Annotated in this window: 18 protein-coding genes; 4 read left to right on the forward strand and 14 right to left on the reverse strand. The window is 35.5% G+C overall.

Translation table 11 applies throughout. The features are described 5' to 3' along the window. Positions 1 to 48: 48 nt before the first annotated feature. The 3 genes from IRZ80_RS18735 to IRZ80_RS18745 all read left to right on the forward strand — a co-directional run bounded on the left by IRZ80_RS18735 (position 49) and on the right by IRZ80_RS18745 (position 4,583). Positions 49 to 942, forward strand: a complete 894-nt coding sequence (locus tag IRZ80_RS18735; protein ID WP_194643524.1) for a hypothetical protein — start codon at positions 49 to 51, stop codon at positions 940 to 942. 218 nt (positions 943 to 1,160) lie between these two features. Beyond that, positions 1,161 to 3,953 carry an outer membrane beta-barrel protein gene (locus IRZ80_RS18740; RefSeq protein ID WP_194643526.1) on the forward strand — a complete coding sequence of 931 codons (2,793 nt, stop codon included), beginning with the start codon at positions 1,161 to 1,163 and terminating at the stop codon, positions 3,951 to 3,953. A 120-nt stretch (positions 3,954 to 4,073) separates the two neighbouring features. Continuing rightward, the gene (locus IRZ80_RS18745) at positions 4,074 to 4,583 is read left to right on the forward strand and encodes a Spy/CpxP family protein refolding chaperone (protein WP_194643528.1); all 510 of its coding nucleotides are present in this window, start codon (positions 4,074 to 4,076) and stop codon (positions 4,581 to 4,583) included. 129 nt (positions 4,584 to 4,712) lie between these two features. Here IRZ80_RS18745 and IRZ80_RS18750 read toward each other — a convergent pair whose 3' ends face one another. The 9 genes from IRZ80_RS18750 to IRZ80_RS18790 all read right to left on the reverse strand — a co-directional run bounded on the left by IRZ80_RS18750 (position 4,713) and on the right by IRZ80_RS18790 (position 14,166). Then, positions 4,713 to 4,913: a hypothetical protein gene (locus IRZ80_RS18750; protein WP_194643530.1), complete on the reverse strand. Its 201-nt coding sequence runs from the start codon at positions 4,911 to 4,913 to the stop codon at positions 4,713 to 4,715. 110 nt (positions 4,914 to 5,023) lie between these two features. Then, positions 5,024 to 6,193 (reverse strand): chromate transporter, encoded by a 1,170-nt coding sequence (locus tag IRZ80_RS18755; protein WP_194643533.1) that lies wholly within the window; start codon positions 6,191 to 6,193, stop codon positions 5,024 to 5,026. A gap of 90 nt (positions 6,194 to 6,283) precedes the next feature. Next, positions 6,284 to 7,039: a DUF2490 domain-containing protein gene (locus tag IRZ80_RS18760; RefSeq protein WP_194643535.1), complete on the reverse strand. Its 756-nt coding sequence runs from the start codon at positions 7,037 to 7,039 to the stop codon at positions 6,284 to 6,286. Positions 7,040 to 7,109: 70 nt separating this feature from the next. Beyond that, the gene (pstB, locus tag IRZ80_RS18765) at positions 7,110 to 7,871 is read right to left on the reverse strand and encodes a phosphate ABC transporter ATP-binding protein PstB (protein WP_194643537.1); all 762 of its coding nucleotides are present in this window, start codon (positions 7,869 to 7,871) and stop codon (positions 7,110 to 7,112) included. Next, positions 7,868 to 8,713, reverse strand: coding sequence for a phosphate ABC transporter permease PstA (gene pstA, locus IRZ80_RS18770; RefSeq protein ID WP_194643539.1), 846 nt, complete (start codon positions 8,711 to 8,713; stop codon positions 7,868 to 7,870). Before pstA ends, pstB begins: the two co-directional genes overlap by 4 nt. A gap of 4 nt (positions 8,714 to 8,717) precedes the next feature. Then, a complete protein-coding gene (gene pstC / locus IRZ80_RS18775) occupies positions 8,718 to 9,731 on the reverse strand; it encodes a phosphate ABC transporter permease subunit PstC (protein ID WP_228520956.1) in 1,014 nt (337 codons plus the stop codon). Positions 9,732 to 9,882: 151 nt separating this feature from the next. After that, positions 9,883 to 10,830, reverse strand: coding sequence for a PstS family phosphate ABC transporter substrate-binding protein (locus tag IRZ80_RS18780; RefSeq protein ID WP_194643540.1), 948 nt, complete (start codon positions 10,828 to 10,830; stop codon positions 9,883 to 9,885). A gap of 92 nt (positions 10,831 to 10,922) precedes the next feature. Further along, complete coding sequence (locus IRZ80_RS18785; protein WP_194643543.1) at positions 10,923 to 13,496, reverse strand: TonB-dependent receptor; 2,574 nt, start codon at positions 13,494 to 13,496, stop codon at positions 10,923 to 10,925. Between the two features lie 256 nt (positions 13,497 to 13,752). Beyond that, complete coding sequence (locus IRZ80_RS18790; RefSeq protein ID WP_194643545.1) at positions 13,753 to 14,166, reverse strand: RrF2 family transcriptional regulator; 414 nt, start codon at positions 14,164 to 14,166, stop codon at positions 13,753 to 13,755. A gap of 361 nt (positions 14,167 to 14,527) precedes the next feature. Between IRZ80_RS18790 and IRZ80_RS18795 the strand changes: the two genes are divergently transcribed. Further along, positions 14,528 to 14,674 (forward strand): hypothetical protein, encoded by a 147-nt coding sequence (locus IRZ80_RS18795; protein WP_194643546.1) that lies wholly within the window; start codon positions 14,528 to 14,530, stop codon positions 14,672 to 14,674. A 72-nt stretch (positions 14,675 to 14,746) separates the two neighbouring features. Here IRZ80_RS18795 and IRZ80_RS18800 read toward each other — a convergent pair whose 3' ends face one another. The 5 genes from IRZ80_RS18800 to IRZ80_RS18820 form a co-directional block, all read right to left on the reverse strand. Then, positions 14,747 to 15,577 carry a TPM domain-containing protein gene (locus IRZ80_RS18800; RefSeq protein WP_194643548.1) on the reverse strand — a complete coding sequence of 277 codons (831 nt, stop codon included), beginning with the start codon at positions 15,575 to 15,577 and terminating at the stop codon, positions 14,747 to 14,749. Next, positions 15,577 to 16,014, reverse strand: coding sequence for a TPM domain-containing protein (locus IRZ80_RS18805; RefSeq protein WP_194643550.1), 438 nt, complete (start codon positions 16,012 to 16,014; stop codon positions 15,577 to 15,579). Before IRZ80_RS18805 ends, IRZ80_RS18800 begins: the two co-directional genes overlap by 1 nt. A gap of 92 nt (positions 16,015 to 16,106) precedes the next feature. Further along, positions 16,107 to 16,694 (reverse strand): LemA family protein, encoded by a 588-nt coding sequence (locus IRZ80_RS18810; protein ID WP_194643551.1) that lies wholly within the window; start codon positions 16,692 to 16,694, stop codon positions 16,107 to 16,109. Between the two features lie 80 nt (positions 16,695 to 16,774). Beyond that, positions 16,775 to 17,107: a MerR family transcriptional regulator gene (locus tag IRZ80_RS18815; protein WP_194643554.1), complete on the reverse strand. Its 333-nt coding sequence runs from the start codon at positions 17,105 to 17,107 to the stop codon at positions 16,775 to 16,777. A gap of 94 nt (positions 17,108 to 17,201) precedes the next feature. Further along, a complete protein-coding gene (locus IRZ80_RS18820) occupies positions 17,202 to 18,179 on the reverse strand; it encodes a M23 family metallopeptidase (protein WP_194643556.1) in 978 nt (325 codons plus the stop codon). Between the last annotated feature and the right edge of the window lie 226 nt (positions 18,180 to 18,405).

The following is an 18,405-nucleotide window of genomic DNA, read 5'->3' on the forward strand; positions in this document are numbered from 1 at the left end:
TTAATGTTATTTTGTCGGAAATTTGCTTTAAAAATAAAAGAGATAGTTATGAGAAAAATTGTATTGGGCGGTATGTTGTTGTTGAGTGTTATAAGTTGTTCGGATGGAGCTACTGTACAAGATGAGGCTGTTAGTCAGGAAACATCAATGAATATTAATCTTAATTCAGAAAGGACTAGTCTAACAGGAAAAGATGTAAAACGTGGAACACTTCCGGTTACTGTTAATTCAGTTGTAATTAAAGCTACTCCAGTTGATGTCGCTAAACTTCCAAGTATTTTTAATTTTAATATCGTTTCCGATAACAATGTTAGTGCTTCTGATGGATTTGAAATAAGAAATTTTAGTACTGGCATTTCAAAATTTAGTGTTACTGCTAATTCTGGTACCAATGGAGAAGAATATGTTTATGGTTTTTGGGCTGGTGAATCTAGTACGCTATCTGTGAATGATTTGTTTATAAAATGGGCTGCAAAATCGGTTGCTGTTAATTATATAACCAATGTACAAACAATAGATGTAAAAGCTGGTATAAATACTCCTGTTTCCTTTACATTATTGCCAACTAATGGCCGTGTAATATCTGTGTTTCAATTATCAGATGAATTAAAGGGTTGGAATTATAAAGTAAAAGTACAAACTAAATACGATGGAGGAAGTGGTACAGGATTTGTTGATGTTGATAAAACTCATAACGGAGTAACACATCTTGATGGTTATTACACTTATCGAGGTGCACCACTAAAACATATCATTACTATTTTTGATGATAAGGGTGAAAAAGTTGCTGAATATGGAGTTGTGGTAGATATAACAAATGGTGAAAGTACCAATACTATATACACAATACTTTCTGATCAAATACCTGCTGCTAATAAATTACAAACAACAATATTAGTTCCCGATTTTAAATCTTCAGAACCAACTGTAAAGCAAATTTAATTATACTATTGAAGTTGCAACGTTTTAATTAAGGAGAAAGAAATAAAAATAAAAATCCCGAGCAATCGGGATTTTTTTATGCCTTTTTATGGGTAAAACGGCTTTGTTTTCGGGGTGTTTATATGCTAAACAGAAGATTTGTTAAATAAATGTTTAAATGGTAATTAAACCTTTTGTAAAGTTCAATGTCTTAGTCATATTGTTTAATAAAATATTATATGTCTAAAATTTACGCCGCTTTACTGTTTGTGTTTTTCTTTTTTGCAGCTAATGCTCAAAATAACATTACTATCAAAGGAACTGTCTATGATATAAATACTCAAAAACCATTGGAATCGGCTATGGTTTATTTCTCTAATGTCAAAGATTCAACAGTTGTTGAATATACGACTACTGATAAAAATGGGGAATTCAAAATAAATACCAAAAAATACGATAAGCCAGTTTTCTTGAAGATAAATTTTATGGGCTATCAGACATACACAGAAGAGCAGAATAAACTTTTGGAAAATAAAGATTTTGGAAAATTATATTTAGCCCAAAATGAAACTGCATTAAAAGAAGTAGTTGTAAAAAATGACGCACCTCCTATTAAAATAAAAAAAGATACTCTAGAGTTTAATGCAGCCTCATATAAAGTGCGTCCTGATGCCAATGTTGAGACTTTGCTGAAACAGCTGCCTGGAGTAGAGGTTGATACAGATGGAAAAGTTACGGCTAATGGAAAGGAAGTAACTCAGTTTTTGGTTAACGGGAAATCTTTCTTTGGTAAGGATGGTGCTATATTGCTGAAAAATATGCCAGCCGATATGATTAATAAAGTTCAGATTTCTGATTTTAAAACTAAAAAAGAAGAACTGTCTAAACAAGAAGCCAGTTCGGATGATTCCAGTATCAATTTTACTATTGATGAAAAGAAAAATAAAGGTCTTTTTGGTAAAATAATGGGCGGTTATGGAACTGACGACCGTTATGAAAATAGTTTTATTTTGAACTATTTTAATAATAAACAAAAAATAAGTTTACTGGGTTCTGCTAATAATATCAATTCGACCGGTTTTGCTATGGACGAAGTGTTTGATAATATGGGAGGCGGACGAAACAGCAAGCAGGCAACTAGAGCCACGGCATCTGGAAAAGGAATTACGACAACTAATCTGGTAAGTTTTAATTATTCGGATGAGTGGGCGAAAGTTTTTAACACAACGGCTGGCTATGATTTTAAGAATACGATTAATGAAAATCAATCGAAATCCAAGCAGACAGAATTTTTATCATCAACCAGCACTAATTTTACCGACTCAACTTCAAAAACGAGGAATGAAGGCACAGAAAATAAGGCTAATTTTGAGTTTGAATATAAAATAGATCCAACAACAAGACTGGTTGTTACACCAAATATCAGTAAATCCCGTACCAACAGCAACTCAGAATCTTCTAGTGCAGCTACAGATCAAAATGGGGTATCTTTAAATGAAAGTAACGGGACTTCATACAAAGAAAATGCATCTGCTAATTTTGGGAATACCATAAATTTTAATAAAGCTTTTGAAAGAAAAGCCCGTAACCTGAGTTTTGTTTTCAGTAATACTAATTCCAATAGCGATTCGGATGCAATAAATGAGTCGAAAACTGTTTTTAAACAAGGTAACAGACAGAATGATGAGCGTCATCAAAATGGAAAAAGCAATAATACAGCAGACTCTTATTCGGCCGAAATTGAATTTACGGAACCAATAACTGATTCACTGCGAATTCGTATTGGTACAGAATTGGGATGGGACAGCGAAGTGAATGATGCGAAAACCTATGATTATGATAATGCAGCTCAAACGTATTCAATTTTAAATAATCTGCAGACAAATTATATTACCTCAAGTCAAAACTCGATTAGTCCAAAATTGGGACTTACTTTGGAAAAAAACAATTTTACTTTTACTTTGAATTCCAAAACTTCTATAGTTGATTACAATAATCATTCACTTTACCTGAACAATGCCACTGATTTGAATCAGCAATATGTGCTGCCTTACGGGAATGCACAAGTGAGATATAAATTTGATAAGTCAAAATTCATCATTTTTAGATACAATTATTCAAGCAGTCTTCCTTCGGCAACACAATTAATGCCAGTAGCCAATCTGGCAAATCCTTTGAATACTGTAATAGGAAATCCAGAATTGAATCTTAATAAAGTCAATAGTGTAAATATTAATTACAGAAATTTTGATATGCGTACCCGTTCTGGATATAACATATTTGCAAGTGGGGATTTTTATGATAGTGCAGTGGTTGCTTCGTCTATTTATGATGCGGTTTCTGGACAAAGGACAACTACCTATCAAAATGTTACAGGAACGTATAGAACTAATCTTGGCGGAAACTGGGGTCAGAGTATCAAAATGGACGCTCACGTTGTACGATATGGTCTGCGTTTAAACGGTAGTTATTCTTTGGATAAAAGATTTACAAATGCTGTTTTATATAGTGCAAAATCATTTGGAGTTTCACCAAATGTCTATGTTTCCTATGATTATGGCGAACTGCTTAGTGTTTCACCTTCTTACGGCTTGTCTTATAACGAATCAGCATATAGCAATTCGTCAATAAAAGCCAGTTCAAATGTGGTGCATAGAATAAACTTGCAGACTACTAATTATTGGCCAAAGAACTGGATTTTTGGAAACGATTTTGGTTATAATTACAATTCGAATATTTCAGGTGATTTCAAAAAAGATTTTTATTTATGGAACACCAGTTTGTCGTATGGTTTTTTCGAAAAGAAAATGACTTTGAAAGTAAAAGTTTATGATGTTTTAAATCAGAATCAAAGTGCATCCAGAACAATATCTGCAACGACGATTCGTGATGAAGAGAATACAGTATTGAAAAGATACGCAATGTTTTCTTTAACATATAAACTTGGAACTTTCGGCGGACCAAGAGATAGACGTCAGCCTCCTGGCGGCGGTTACGGCGGTTTCAGAAGAGAGGGTATGAATATGGATTAATTTCATGAATACTGCTGATTGTTTTTAAATTGGTTTTTTTAATAAAATATTAAGGAATTATGGGTTAAACCATTTTAAAACAAAATAGTCTTATAGTTTTAATCTTCAATATAAATGAATATGAAAAAGTTAATTATTGCTGCTTTATTAGTTATTAGTGCTTCTTCTTTTGCCCAAGAGCAGACAAAGTCAGAAGATAAATCAAATAAGCCGAAAAGAGAAAAGCAGACTCCTGAACAAAGAGGTCAGGCACAGCTGGATAAACTGACTAAAGAGTTAAGTCTGAATCCTCAGCAGCAAGAACAGATAAAGCTAATTCTTGCAGAGCAAAATGCCAAGATGGAAGCTTTTAGAGCAGAACGAATGGGAAATAATTCAAAAGAATTGTCGGCTTCTGAAAGAGATGCTTTAAGAGCAAAAAGGCAAGAAGACAGAAAAGCTGCGGATGCTAAACTACAAGCCATTTTGACTCCGGAGCAGTTTAAAAAAATGAAAGACATTGAGAAAGCCAATATGGAAAGAATGAGAGAGGCGAGAGGTAATTGGGGAAACAGAGATAGAGATAATGGTAATGGAGATAACGGCGGCGGTTTTGGAGACAATAACGGCGGTAATAGAGAAGAAAACTAATTCTAATCATGTTGGTTTTTTAGACAAGAAAAGTCCTAAACATAAATTTTTATGTTTAGGACTTTTCTTACCTAATGTGTTCTGAAATGTGTTTTGGCTGTTATGAAAAATATTTTTTAGAATTATTTTTCAATGCTCCATTTTTTTTGAGGTTTTGTGTTCCTCTTCATAAAAAGCAGAGAAAACCATACTGAGTGCCACACCCAAACCCAAAAGATACATTGACATTATGACTGGAAGTGACAGAAATAAATCAGCTTGATATATTGCTGTAAAAACCATGACATAGATTGTGGTAAACCACACCAATTTAATCACATAATTTTTCATAACTATATCTTTTACATAAAGTTACGTTATTGTATTGTGAATTTTGTTAATTCGAAAATAAATAATTCATAAAATAATAATGCTTATTTAATGATTTCTTTTCTTACTGATTAAAATAGCTTCAGTAAAATTCCTAAAATTGCTGCTATAACGATAATATGAGGTTCTTGTATTTTTTTTACATAAATCAAAATAAGTGCGGTTCCTGCAGCAATTAAGGCAGTTGGTATGTCTATAATTGTCCGGATGGCGATTACAATTACAGCACCCACTAATGCGCCAATTACTCCTGCAGTTATTCCGTCGACAAATGCTTTGATGCTTTTGTTCTGGGAAATCTTTTTAAAATAAGGAGCAGGAATAACCGTAAATAAATAGCAGGGAAGAAAAACACCTAAAGCCGCAATGCAGGCACCGGTAAATCCAGCCACTAAATAACCAATGAAGCCTACAGTGATTACTACCGGACCCGGAGTAATCATGGCCACAGCCACAGCATCGACAAACTGATTTTCGGTGAGCCAATGGTGTTCAGCGACAATACCCGAGTGCAGGAAAGGAACAATGGCCAGTCCGCTGCCAAAAACAAAGGCACCAGCTTTGATAAAAAACCAGGCAAGGTCGCCTAGTTTTCCCAGATCAATAGTTGAGAGACCTACTGTAGAAAGTAAAAAGAAGGAAGCAGTTTTAGGACGTCTGATCCATTCCGGAGGTGCTTTTACAATCATATAGATGAGTCCCAAGGCGATAAATAGCAGCAGTTCTTCATTTTGAGTCACTGCAGTAAGCACGATAGCGGTAATATAAAATATCCACAGTAACCAGCTGTTTTTGATAGCCGGAATTTCAAATTTACTGATAGATTTCACAGTGAGTTTGTAAGAACTCACAGCAATAATTCCAATTACTGCAGCACTGATTCCGTAAAAAATTGCCTGCATCCAGGGCAGACCGCCATAAGCCTGATAAGTGATTCCTAATAAAACAACCATTATAAAAGAAGGAATGACAAATGCTAATCCGGAAAGTGTAGCTCCTAAAACGCCAAAGTGTACAAATCCAATATAAATTCCCAGTTGTGCAGCCAATGGGCCGGGAGCCAGCTGTGAGAGTGCTAATCCTTCCTTGAAGTCGGAATCGTTAATCCATTTTTTATTCTCAACTAAGTCGCGGTGCATGTAACCAACCAAAGCAACAGGCCCGCCAAAACCAGTAGTTCCTAACTTTAGAAAATATTTTATTAAATCCAGTAAGGTGTAATTTAATTTTTCAATACTCATAATTGTTGTCTTAAATCTTGTTAGTTACCTTATTCATAAAAACTAACAATCAAAAAAACAATCAGTTTTGGGTTTAACTTTTTAAAAACCTTAATTGGTGAATGTCTTGTGTTTTTGGGTAAGTTTTATTTTATGATAAAAGGTAAACCTGATAATATCTCTGTCAAAATAATCAACACCGCTTGCCCGCTGCTGAAAACTGTTTAAATAACCTAATTCTAATGCAATATTTTTATTGATGCCGTACTGCATAGCGGCGTAAATCCGGTTTTGGTCAAAAGTGTTTTTTACGATGCTTTGCCCAGCATTAATCATCAGTTCATCATACACTATGGCTTTTAAATACTGCTTTTCCTTTTGCCAGAAGGAATATTCACCCTGCAGGCGGTACCTGAATCTCCAGGTAAAAGCAATTCCTGGGAGTAAGCCTGTTTTGTCTGCATTGTGTATAAACCGTTCCTCCACTTGAAACCGCTGATGCGTAGTGAAATTACTATAGTCGTGCTTCCATGAGATGTCCTGCTGTATGCGGTATTCTGGTGTTCTAAAATCATTAGTGTTTTCAGGCACCTGAGTGGCTACAGAGAAATAAGAAGCACCGGCTCCCAAATCTATGTTTTTATTGATTTTGTACCGTCCGTGCATCCGAATCAAAAACAAATTGTCTTCGAAAGGATTTATAAATACCCGATTGTCAAATTCAGTATGTAATGACCATTTGTCGTTTATTGTCAATTGGTTGAAATAACGTGTCCAAAGCAGACTTTGGTGATCTACATTTTTTTCGGTCTGGGCATTAGCAATGATACATAGTAGTAAAAGGCCAAAGATATTGATGCTTTTCATGAAAGGAATCTCAATTTTTTCGGCAAATGTAATTAAACTCTATGTATTAAATAGGTTTTATTTTTTTTTGCTAAACCAAAAAACCTTTTACATAATCCTGTGTCAGTTTTTCTTTTGGATTTAAAAGCACTTCTTCTGTTGGTCCAAATTCTATAATCTCTCCCATGTAAACAAAACCAATATAATCTGAAACACGTCTGGCCTGACGCAGAATATGTGTAACCAAAACGATAGTGTATTTGTCTTTTAATTGTAAAAATAATTCTTCAATAGCCTGGGTTGAGATGGGATCTAATGCTGAGGTCGGCTCGTCTCCCAGAATTATTTCGGGTTCAATGGCTAGTCCTCTCGCTAAGCATAACCGCTGCTGCTGACCAATCGATAATCGGGTTGCAGGTGACTTTAATCTGTCTTTTACTTCGTCCCAAAGATTTACGCCTCGGAGATATTTTTCGACTATTTCGTCCAGTTCAGCTTTTTTATTATTTCCGTGAATGCGCTGTCCGTAAGCAATATTGTCATAAATATTCATCGGCAGGGGAAAAGGTCTTTGCGAAAGCAGACCCATTTTTTTTCGGATATGGGTTACTTCAGCCTTTTTGTCGTAAATATTTTCTCCATCGACTAAAACTTTTCCATCAACACGCACATCATTCTGGCGGTCGAGTAATCGGTTCATGGTTTTTAGCAGAGTTGTTTTTCCACAGCCTGAGGGACCAATTAATGAGGTTACTTTCTTGTCTGGAATATCTAGATTGATATTCTTTAGGATATGGTTGTCACCAATGTGAACATTTAAATTCTGAATACTTATATGTGGCTGAATATTCATATTTTATTTTTTGAAAGATTTTTGCTTGCTGTTTTCGCAGCAATGTTGATGATTAAAACAATAATGGTTAAAATAACCGCTGCAGCATAGGCTCGGTTTTGAACTTCCTGTATGGGACTGCTCAACTGGAAAAAGATAGACAGTGGCAATGTTGCCGCAGGCTGATCTAATGAAGTTGGGATACTATCTGTAAATCCAGCGGTAAAAAGTACGCAGGCAGCATCACCAATGGCTCTCCCAAAAGAAAGCAGTATCGCAGTTACAATTCCTGGGATTGATTGTCTCAAAATGATTTTAGCAGATTCATAGCGAGTGCCTCCAAGGGCAAAAACGGCATTCGACATATCTTCTGGGACTACACGAACCACTTCGTCAATAGCTCTGACTAATATTGGAATTATCATTAAAGTGACCGTAATAATTCCAGCCAGTAATGATGTTTTTAATCCCATATACACCATGATTGTAAATCCAAATGCTCCATATACAATTGACGGAATACCAAATAGAATGTCTGAACTTAATCGGGTGATCGTTGCTAATCGGGCATTTTTTTTGGCATATACATTGATGTAAATTACAATTGGCAGACTGATTATAAGTCCTAAAAAAGTTGAACCTAATGTAATATAGATAGATCCGACTATTGCGTTTAAAATCCCGCCGCCTTTGCCAATGTAGAAACCGCCTTCTGGAATTTTCGAAATCATTTCCCAGCTTAACGATCCAGCTCCTTTCGAAAAAAGCGTGTACACTATCATAAATAAAGTACTGCTGACGATTATGGTACTTAAAATCATCAGAAATCGGAATATATTTTCTTCTATTTTTCTTGCTTCCATTCTGTTAGGTATTTCTTTTTTCGATTCGGTATAATATTACTCTCGAAATGGTATTAAACAAAAAGATAATGACAAATAGGAGCGAGGCTGCAAACATAAGTGCCGAATCGTACATGGGAATAGACATCATTTCGCCATAATTATTAGCGATTAGAGCTGGTAATGGATACCCCGAGTCGAATAGATTTTGGGGGATTTGTGCCAGATTTCCGCAAACCATTAAAACGGCAATGGTTTCACCAAATGCTCTAGAAATAGCAAGGACAACAGCTGCGATTATTCCGTCGAAAGATTTTCGAAGTACGACTTTTTTAATAGTTTGCCATTGTGTTGCACCTAGAGATAAAGATGCATTTCGTAAATCCTGAGGAATATTGTCGAATACCTCAATTATGATGCTAATGATAAGCGGGAAAATCATAATTGCCAGAACGATTCCTCCTGCTAATACGGAATAACCCGTTGTGAATTCTACAAAATGAGGCGCTATTGTATCCTGAATTAAAGGAACAATCACCAAAACTCCCCAAACTCCATAAAGAACAGGAGGAATACCCGATAGTAATTCGATCAATGGTAAAACTAATTTACGTACTCTTTTATGCGCATATTCCGAAAGGTAAATGCCTGTAAGCAGTGATAATGGCAAGGCAATAATAATAGAAATTGCAGTTACCCAAAGTGTGCCTACTATAAATGAATAAAAACCAAAAGCTTCTTTGAAAGGTTTCCACTCGGATGAGAATAATAAATTGGAAAGCGAAGTACTGTTTAATAGCGGTATGGATTTGTAGAATAAACCTATGGCAATTAACACCACCATTGAGATAGACAGCAGGGTGAATGCCAGAAATGTTTTGCTGACAAATTTATCTTTGAGTAATCTTTTGTTTTTGATTGAATTATAGAAAGCCACCCTGCAAAATTTTTGAAAGCTCCTCATTACTTTCAAAACCTGCTTTCGGGTGGATTTTTTCTTTACAGACTTAAGTCTGATTATATCTGTTGATGTTGGCATAATAGTACTGATTTTTATCTTTTGCCCTTATAGAAGTAGAAAACCTTTTTGTTTTTGCTTTAAAAACAAAAAGATTGGAACGTAGATCAGGACCCATATTGATGAAAAATGCCTGATGGTATTGCTCCTAAAAAAAGAGTTTAAAAGATATTTATTTTACCTTATCTAATTCTTTCTTTAATTTATCTTTTGAGAGTTTGATATATCCAGCTTCTGTAACATACTTTTGACCATCTGTAAGGATGAATTTAAGGAAAGCTTTTACAATTGGGTTATTTGGTTTTCCATTGGTAACAAAATACAAATCTCTTGCAGGAGGAGATGGATATTTTCCAGCAACTATAGCTGCGATCAATTGATCAATATCATTGTAAAAGTTTTCGTCTGGGTCTAGTTTTCCATTATTGTTTAGATCGATAGGAACCGGTACAAGTCCATTAGTAGGCTTGTTGGTTTTTGTATCGTAGATGTACACAATATTATTAAAACCCAATCCAGAAGGATCTCTTTTGACAGCTTCTGCCAATCCTGGATCTCCAAACACGGCAACACCTTGTAAGTCTTCTTGTTTTTTGCCAAAATAATGCGCCCAGGTTTCGGCAGCACCAGCAGCGTCAGAACGGGTGTAAACATGTATAGCAGCAGTGTTTTTGAAACCTAAAGCATTCCATGTTTTGTATTTGCCTGTTATAAAAATATTGTTTAAAGCTTCTTTTTTTATTCCTCTTTTGTACAAAACCGCTTTATAAGGACTGGCTGCACTTATGGTCGGAATTACGGCATCTTTAGTTACTGCAATGGCAAATGCTTTCTTTTTGTATTCAGCATCATTTAAGTCACGAGACACCAATCCGATATCTGTTACTTTCGATAAAACATCTGTTATTCCTTTTCCGGCTCCTCCAGCCTGGATATCTATTTTAACTTTTGGATGTGTTTTTTTGAATTCTTCAGCCCATTTTACTGTAATGGGATATAAAGCAAATGCTCCCGAAATATTTATGCTGCCTGATAATTCCTGTGCGGAGATTTTATTGGGAGTTATGTTTGTAATTATAAGTGTCGCTATGAAGACTAATGTTTTTTTGTATGTTTTCATCTTGTCTTTTTTTATTTAATTAAAATGTTTTTTTGATAGCAAAAAGTTAGCACATAATGAATGTGCTAACTTTTAAATTCTGTTTTACTGTATTAAAGAGCGTAACGAAGCGTAATTCCATATGTTCTTTGATCTCCTATTACACCGGCATATTGTCCTGAATTTCCTCCGGCGGGTAATAACTGCTCGTAATAATCTTTATCCAAAAGGTTGCGTCCCCAAAAGTGAACTGATAATCCTTCAGAAGCACGGAATCCGATACGGCCGTTGAAAATTGCATAACCAGGAACCACCAAATATTTTGAAGCTGATGGGCTTGATGAAAATTCTGAACGAGCATAACCATCAAGAGCTATGAAGAATTTTCCTGCGTTAGCAAAGAATTTTGCGCTTTTTGTATATTCTCCGCTTAAACTTCCTGCCCATTTTGATACTCCAGGTAAATTAGAACCTGATACATCTTTAAATGACACTGAAGATCCAGTTTCTTCTAGAGGCAGCGGTGCATTTGTAAATTTAACATACTTACCGTCGCTATAAGTTCCTGCTCCGTAAAAGTTGAAATGCTTATTTAAGATGAAACTGAAATCTAGTTCTACACCTTGTACACTCACTTCATCTGCATTTGCAAGATAACCGCGGTTTACTCCCAATTCAGCAGCCTGAACATTGGTTTGGAAATCTTTGATGTTGGTGTTAAAGTATGTCAAGTTTAATATTGAATTTGTAACTGGTGAAGTTTTTATTCCAAATTCATAATGAGTAACATCTTCTGGCTTAACTGTTGCAAGATCTCCTAAAGTTTGTCCCGCTGGCGGAGTAGGAAGTCCTGCCACATTCACTCCAATAGGTTTGTAGCTTTTTGCAAAAGTTCCATAAGCATTGATTTTATCTGATGCTTTGTATGATACAGTTATGTTTCCAGAGAAGTCGGTATCGTCATTATCTGATGAGAAATTTTGATCTGTATACACTTTCTTTTTCAGTGCAATTAATGCAGGATCAGTAGTTTGAAGTCCTCCGTATGTTTTACGGTCATAATCTGCATTTTTCTTGTCATAATTGTATCTTAAACCAGGTAATACATGCAGTTTATCTGTTACAGCCCAGTCTAATTGACCAAATACTGCCGCACTGGTTGAATGTATCTGAGCATTGGTTTTTATTCCATATCCTTCAAAAAGACCTGGAGTTTTCCATAATGCCGTATTTGCTGGGGTAAATGAGTCTTGTGAAAATCTCCATTGTGCGTTACCGGATTCTTCTGTACCTTTTGTTTTTGATGTCTGGTCAATATAAAACACACCGGCAACACCGCTTAATTTAGATGTAATATGACCTGCGTAACGTACCTCTTGAGTAAATTGAGTTTGTCTGGAAGGATTTTGCGATTTTGCAAGTACCTGTAATCCTGTAAAATCCCTGTCATTTGATGGATCCCAAGTCCAGAATCTCCATGCAGTTGTTGAGGTAAGTGTTCCGTTTCCAATTTTCGTGTCCACATTAAGTGATCCTCCGCCCAAATCCTGTCCTGAACGCCATGGAGTGTCATGGTCAATTTTACGATCGAAAGCATTTAAGCTTGGCAATTGGTAGTTTAAATCAGCGATAATTGCATTAAATTGGCGTTGTGGAACTCTATTTGTTGGAGCAACACCTGCAACTACCTGAGCATATCCGTCATTATGCTGTGTTGTGATATCTCCTGCTAACGTAATATTTGTGTTTTCTGTTGGAGTAAAAAGCAATTGACCTCTAATACCTTGGTTGTTTAATGTATTTGTTGGTTTTCCTGTTTTAACATTATCGATTATACCATCACGCTGGGTACCTGAAAATGACAATCTGCCAGCAATTTTTTTACTCAATGCTCCAGTAACCGATGCCTTAGCTTGAAGATATGCATAGTTACCATAACTCACTTCGAAGTCTGCACCTGAGTTGAAGCTTGGTTTGCGCGAAGTGATGTTAAAAGCACCTGAAGTTGTGTTTTTACCAAACAATGTTCCTTGAGGCCCGCGTAATACTTCAATTCTTTCTACATCGATAAAATCTAGAGTAGTTGCAGCAGGGCGGGCATAGTACACACCGTCAACATAGAAACCAACACCTGGATCGATACCATCATTAGTTAGACCAAATGGTGATCCAAGACCGCGAATATTAATCCCGGTGTTTCTTGGGTTTGATGAATAAAGCTGTACCGATGGAACCAATTCTTTGATACGGTTCACGTTAAAAGCGCCTGTTTGTACAGCTTGCTTGCCTGTAACAACAGATACTGCGATAGGAATATCTTGTGCTTTTTCTATTCGGCGTCTGGATGTTACAACTACCTCAGATAATACTTTTTCTTCACCAGTGCTAATAGTTATCTGTAAAGGTTTAGCAGCAGTTGGCAGTTCGTTTATTTTAATTTCTTTGGTTGTGTAACCTAAGTATTGCACAATGATTGTAAATGGAAGTGTTTTGGATTCAATACTGAAATTGCCATTAGCATCAGTAGTTGATGAATTAGTAGTTCCTTTTACAACGATATTAACGCCTTCTATAGGAGAGTCGTCATCGGTTTTTACAGCTCCTTGTAAAAGGTTTTGACCATATGAATTCGAGAAAATTAGTAAAAAGAATAAGCCTGCAATTGTTTTTATAAATGTATTTTTCATTATTTTAATATATTATATGTAATTAGTAGAATTTAAATTTAAATTTTTTTTATTTTCTAGCATATACACATACACATCAAAATGGATGCTTTTTTTTCAAAATTTGAAAAAATTATTGTTTCAATGTTTTTCCTGACTTCACGTTTTTTACTGGTAATAGTCTGCATAAGTTAAAATTTGATTGTTAGTCTTGATTAATTTTGATGCAAATATATAATTAATTCTATAAAATTAGTAGAATTAATTATATATTTTTTTATTTTTTTATCAATGAGGCGATAGTGATGCCCTGCATTGCTTTAAGGGTTTCTTCTCTTATGGCAATCAATCCGTGGCGCAGTGAGCATTCCGACTCACTTTTGCAGTCTGAACAGCGTTCGTAAAAATTTAATGAGGCACAAGGCAAAAGTGCGATTGCTCCGTCAAATAATCGATAAATATCGGCCAAAGTAATCGTTGCTTTGTCTTTCAAAAGATAATAACCGCCAAATTTTCCTTGTTTACTCCCTACAAAATGGCCTCTTTTTAAATCCAAAAGAATCTGTTCTAGAAATTTTTTAGGGATTGATGCTTCTTCAGCAATTTCGATGGTTCTTGAAATATGATTTTCATCTTGCTCTGCTAAGTAGAGTAATGCTTTAAGGGCGTATTTGGATTTGTGTGACAGCATTCTTGGATAAAAGTTTTAGTTGAATATGAATTCGGATGGCATTTCAAGATGTAATTATAAACCAAATATAGTTATTTTTTTAAATTATAAAAAACTTAATTTCAGAAACACTTCCTTAATTACTTAGACTAGCTGGAAGCATGTAATTACTAAAATAATTAAAATTATACTATACATAGATCAAAAATATAAGACATTATTTCGTTCTCGCTGCTTGGCATAGTGTTGTAAATAATAAAAAGAGCTGTCATCAACTTAGAAAACAGCTTTTTTATCTTTAATGAATTTTTATCTTATTCTTTGATTCTCTTTTCTAATTCTATTTTTAATTGTTCATTGTAATGATCTCCTGAATCAAAATGTGAGAGCTGTAAGAACGATAACTCCGACAACAATTAGAGATGAGGAAAATACAGTATTAAAGCGTTACGTCATGTTCTCATTGACCTATAAGATTGAAAAATTTGCTGGTAAAGAGAGAAAATCAAACGGAATGATGCGGTTCTAAAAACAGAAATGCCTTCAGATAATGAAGGTATTTCTGTTTATAATTTTGTACCAAAAGAAAGTATAAATTGTTTTACCAGCTTCCGCCAGAGCCTCCGCCCGAGAATCCGCCTCCGCCGAAACCACCGCCAAAGCCTCCGCCTCCGCCACCAAAGCCACCACCTGATGATCCGCCGAAACCGCCTCCCCCGCCTCTTCCAAGACTGCTGAGAAGGATAACGTCCATTAGGCTAGGACCGCCGCCGCCACGGTTGCCGGAATTACCGCTTCCGCCACCTTTGTTTTTCGATAGCAGTATCAAAACAATGATAACTATTATAATAATTGGAAAAACTGGAAAATCATTTCCTTTTGTCTGTTTTCGTTCCCCCTTGTATTTACCTTTGAAAACATCAATAATAGCATCGGTTCCTTTGTCCAGACCGCGGTAATAACTTCCTGCTTTAAATTCGGGAATAATGATGTTTCTTGTGATTTCTCCGCCAATCCCTGCGGTAAGCCGGTCTTCTAATCCATAACCTGGCGATATCCATATTTTTCTTTCGGCTTTTGCCAATAAAATAAGGACGCCGTTATCGTCTTTTTCAGTTCCGCCAATTCCCCACGTCTGTCCCCATTTTGGAGTTAAAATTCCAATATCTTCGCCTTTCAGGCTTTCTATCGTTATAACCACAATTTGAGTTGTAGTGGAATCAGAATATTTGATGAGTTTTTCTTCGAGCTGTGATTTTTCATCAGGACTAAGAATATTTGCATAATCATAAACTGAAGTTTGAAAACTAGGTTTCTCAGGAATGGTAAATTGTGCAAATAAAAATCCACTGTTTAAGAAAAGGAAAACATAAAGAAATAATTTCCATCCAGTTGTCTGCTTTCTGCCTTCTGCCTTTTGCCTTTTTTCCATTATCCTTTTGATATTTCGTTTGATAATTCGTTGGTGTCACCTTCCTGCCATGGGAAATGTTTTTTAAGTTCATCTCCGGCTTTCAATATGCCGTCGATTAATCCCTGTTTGAAATTTCCCAATTTGAAATAAGCAGCCATGACATCGCGTGTGCTGTCCCAAAAAGTATTGGTAACAATATCGTTGATGCCTTTGTCTCCGCAGATCACAAAAGTTTTATCTTCAACAGCCAAATAGATTAAAACACCATTTTGCAGCTCAGTTTCATCCATTCTCAATTCGTGAAAAACCTCCATCGCACGGTCATATGCATCCAGTGCGGTTGTTTTTTCGATGTGAACTCTAATTTCGCCAGAAGTATTTTTTTCGGCTATACGAATAGCTTCAACAATTTCTTGTTCGTCTTCTGTGCTTAAAAAATCTTCTACTTTTGACATGGGAATTATTTTTGAATGAAGATTAACGATTTTTGATTGTAGAAGTATTCATTCTACAATCAAAAATCGTTAATCAAAAATCTGAAATCTTTCTAGAATTTTACTTCAACAGGTTTTTCAGCACCAGCAACCGCCTCAAAGTATGCTTTTTTCTGGAATCCAAACATGCCGGCAAATATTGAGTTTGGAAAGGTTGCGATATGATTGTTATAAGGTTTGACAGCCTCATTAAATCTTGTTCTTGCTGTTAGAATCTGATTCTCCGTACTTGCCAATTCGTCTTGCAGTTTTAAGAAATTCTCATTAGCTTTTAAATCTGGATATTTTTCCACAGAAACAAGTAATTTTGACAAAGAACTGCTTACTCCGCTTTGCGCTGAATTAAAAGCGGCTAATTGTTCTGGAGAAATATTAGTTGGATCAACAGTTACTGATGTTGCTTTGGCACGAGCTTCGATTACCGCAGTTAAAGTGCTTTTTTCGAAATCGGCGGCACCTTTTACAGTGTTTACTAAATTCCCGATAAGGTCATTTCTTCTTTGATAAGCAGTCTGTACATTACCCCATGACTCCTCAATGTTCTGGTTTAAAGTAACTGCTGTATTGTTTATTCCTTTAACCCAGCTGTATATTCCAATAATTACAACTGCTCCGATAATCCAAGGCAAAAATCTTTTCATGTTTGTCTAATTTAAAGTTTAATATTTATGTGTTTAAAAGTATAAGTATTTGTTGTTTTTTGATATTGACATTGAAACTGTCAAAGTTCGTTTTTAATACTAATCAGCTGCGTCTTTATGGTTTCTAATTTACTGATAATTTCAAATTTATCCATAGTTTTCTTCTGGCCTTCTTTCAGATGGGTTTTGGCACCTTCCAAAGTGAATCCTCTTTCTTTAACCAAATGATAAATAAGTTTTAAATTCTTGATGTCTTCGGGTGTGAACATTCTGTTTCCCTTGGCGTTTTTCTTTGGTTTCAGAATATCAAATTCACCATCCCAAAAACGGATCAGAGAAGCGTTTACGCCAAATGCTTTGGCAACTTCGCCTATACTGTAGTATCTTTTGTCTTTTGGAAGTTCAATATGCATGCTTTAGTTTTTTAGTTGTTAGTCCTTAGTTGTTAGCTAATCACTAATCGCTAATTATTTTTTGTCTATATTCTATTTTCTTTAATCTATAATTCTAATCCAACGATTGATTCTCCTGATTCGCTATTTTTGAAATGGCAACGTATTCCACTGCCGAAATATTGCCGTAATAAAAATTAAGAGGGTTGACCACTTTTCCGTTTTTGTGCACTTCATAATGTAAGTGCGGCGCTTCTGAACGTCCTGTACTGCCTACATATCCAATAATATCACCGCGTTTAACCGATTTTCCCGGTCTGCAGTTGTATTTGCTCAAATGAGCATAAAGAGTTTCGTAACCATAACCGTGTCTGATTACAATATGATTCCCAAATCCCGAAGCACTGTTGTCTGCCCTTGCTACGACTCCATCGCCTGTGGCATAAATTGGAGTACCCGATTTGGATGTGAAATCCATGCCTTCATGCATTTTTCTTGCTTTGGTAAAAGGGTCTGTTCTGTATCCAAAACCAGAGGCCATTCGTTTTAAATTTTCATTTTTTACAGGCTGTATTGCAGGAATTGCTGAAAGCAGTTTGCCTTTGGCTTTGGCTAATTTCACAATTTCGTCCAATGATTTGGACTGAATCGCGAGTTCTTTACTCAAAGCATCGACTCTTTCGGTAGTGCTGGTTACCAATCTTGAATTGTCATATCCCTGCAGAGCCGCATAACGATTTATTTTGGAGTAACCCGCTTTTCGTTCTTCTTCCGGAATGGCCGCCGTGTTGAAATATACTCGGTATAAATTATTATCTCTGTCTTCAATATCTTCAATGACATCATCTATCTGATCCATTTTTTTGTTTAAAATGGCGTAATTCAATTTTAAATTTTCAACTTGTCTTTCCAGTAAACGGTCTTTTGGAGTGTTAAAATAAGGAGTATTCAATAGTATTATGAACGTCAAAAATCCAAACAATGCCGAGGACAATAAAAACAGAACAGCATAGCCGACTTTTCTTCTTTTTCTGATTTTTATTTTCCGATAGGCCAGATTTACTGAATCGTAATAATATTTTACTTTCGCCATATTTTAAAATACCCTATTTTTGCAAATTAGTATAAGGTAAGTCGAACAAATTTAATAAATGTTTCAGATGTTCGGCTCTTTTTTTTAATAATAAATATAATGTGCCTAATCCAGCTATCCGTTGCAAGTTCTCGTTTAGAAAACTTTTTTTTCTAATGAGCCGGCAGGAGCTTCCTTTGGTCGCTCTGCCATCTCAAGAAAAAATAAGTTTCTAAATCTCGAAGCT

Origin of the sequence: Flavobacterium sp. HJJ, from assembly GCF_015351475.1 — a bacterium.
Taxonomy (GTDB): Bacteria; Bacteroidota; Bacteroidia; order Flavobacteriales; family Flavobacteriaceae; genus Flavobacterium; species Flavobacterium marginilacus.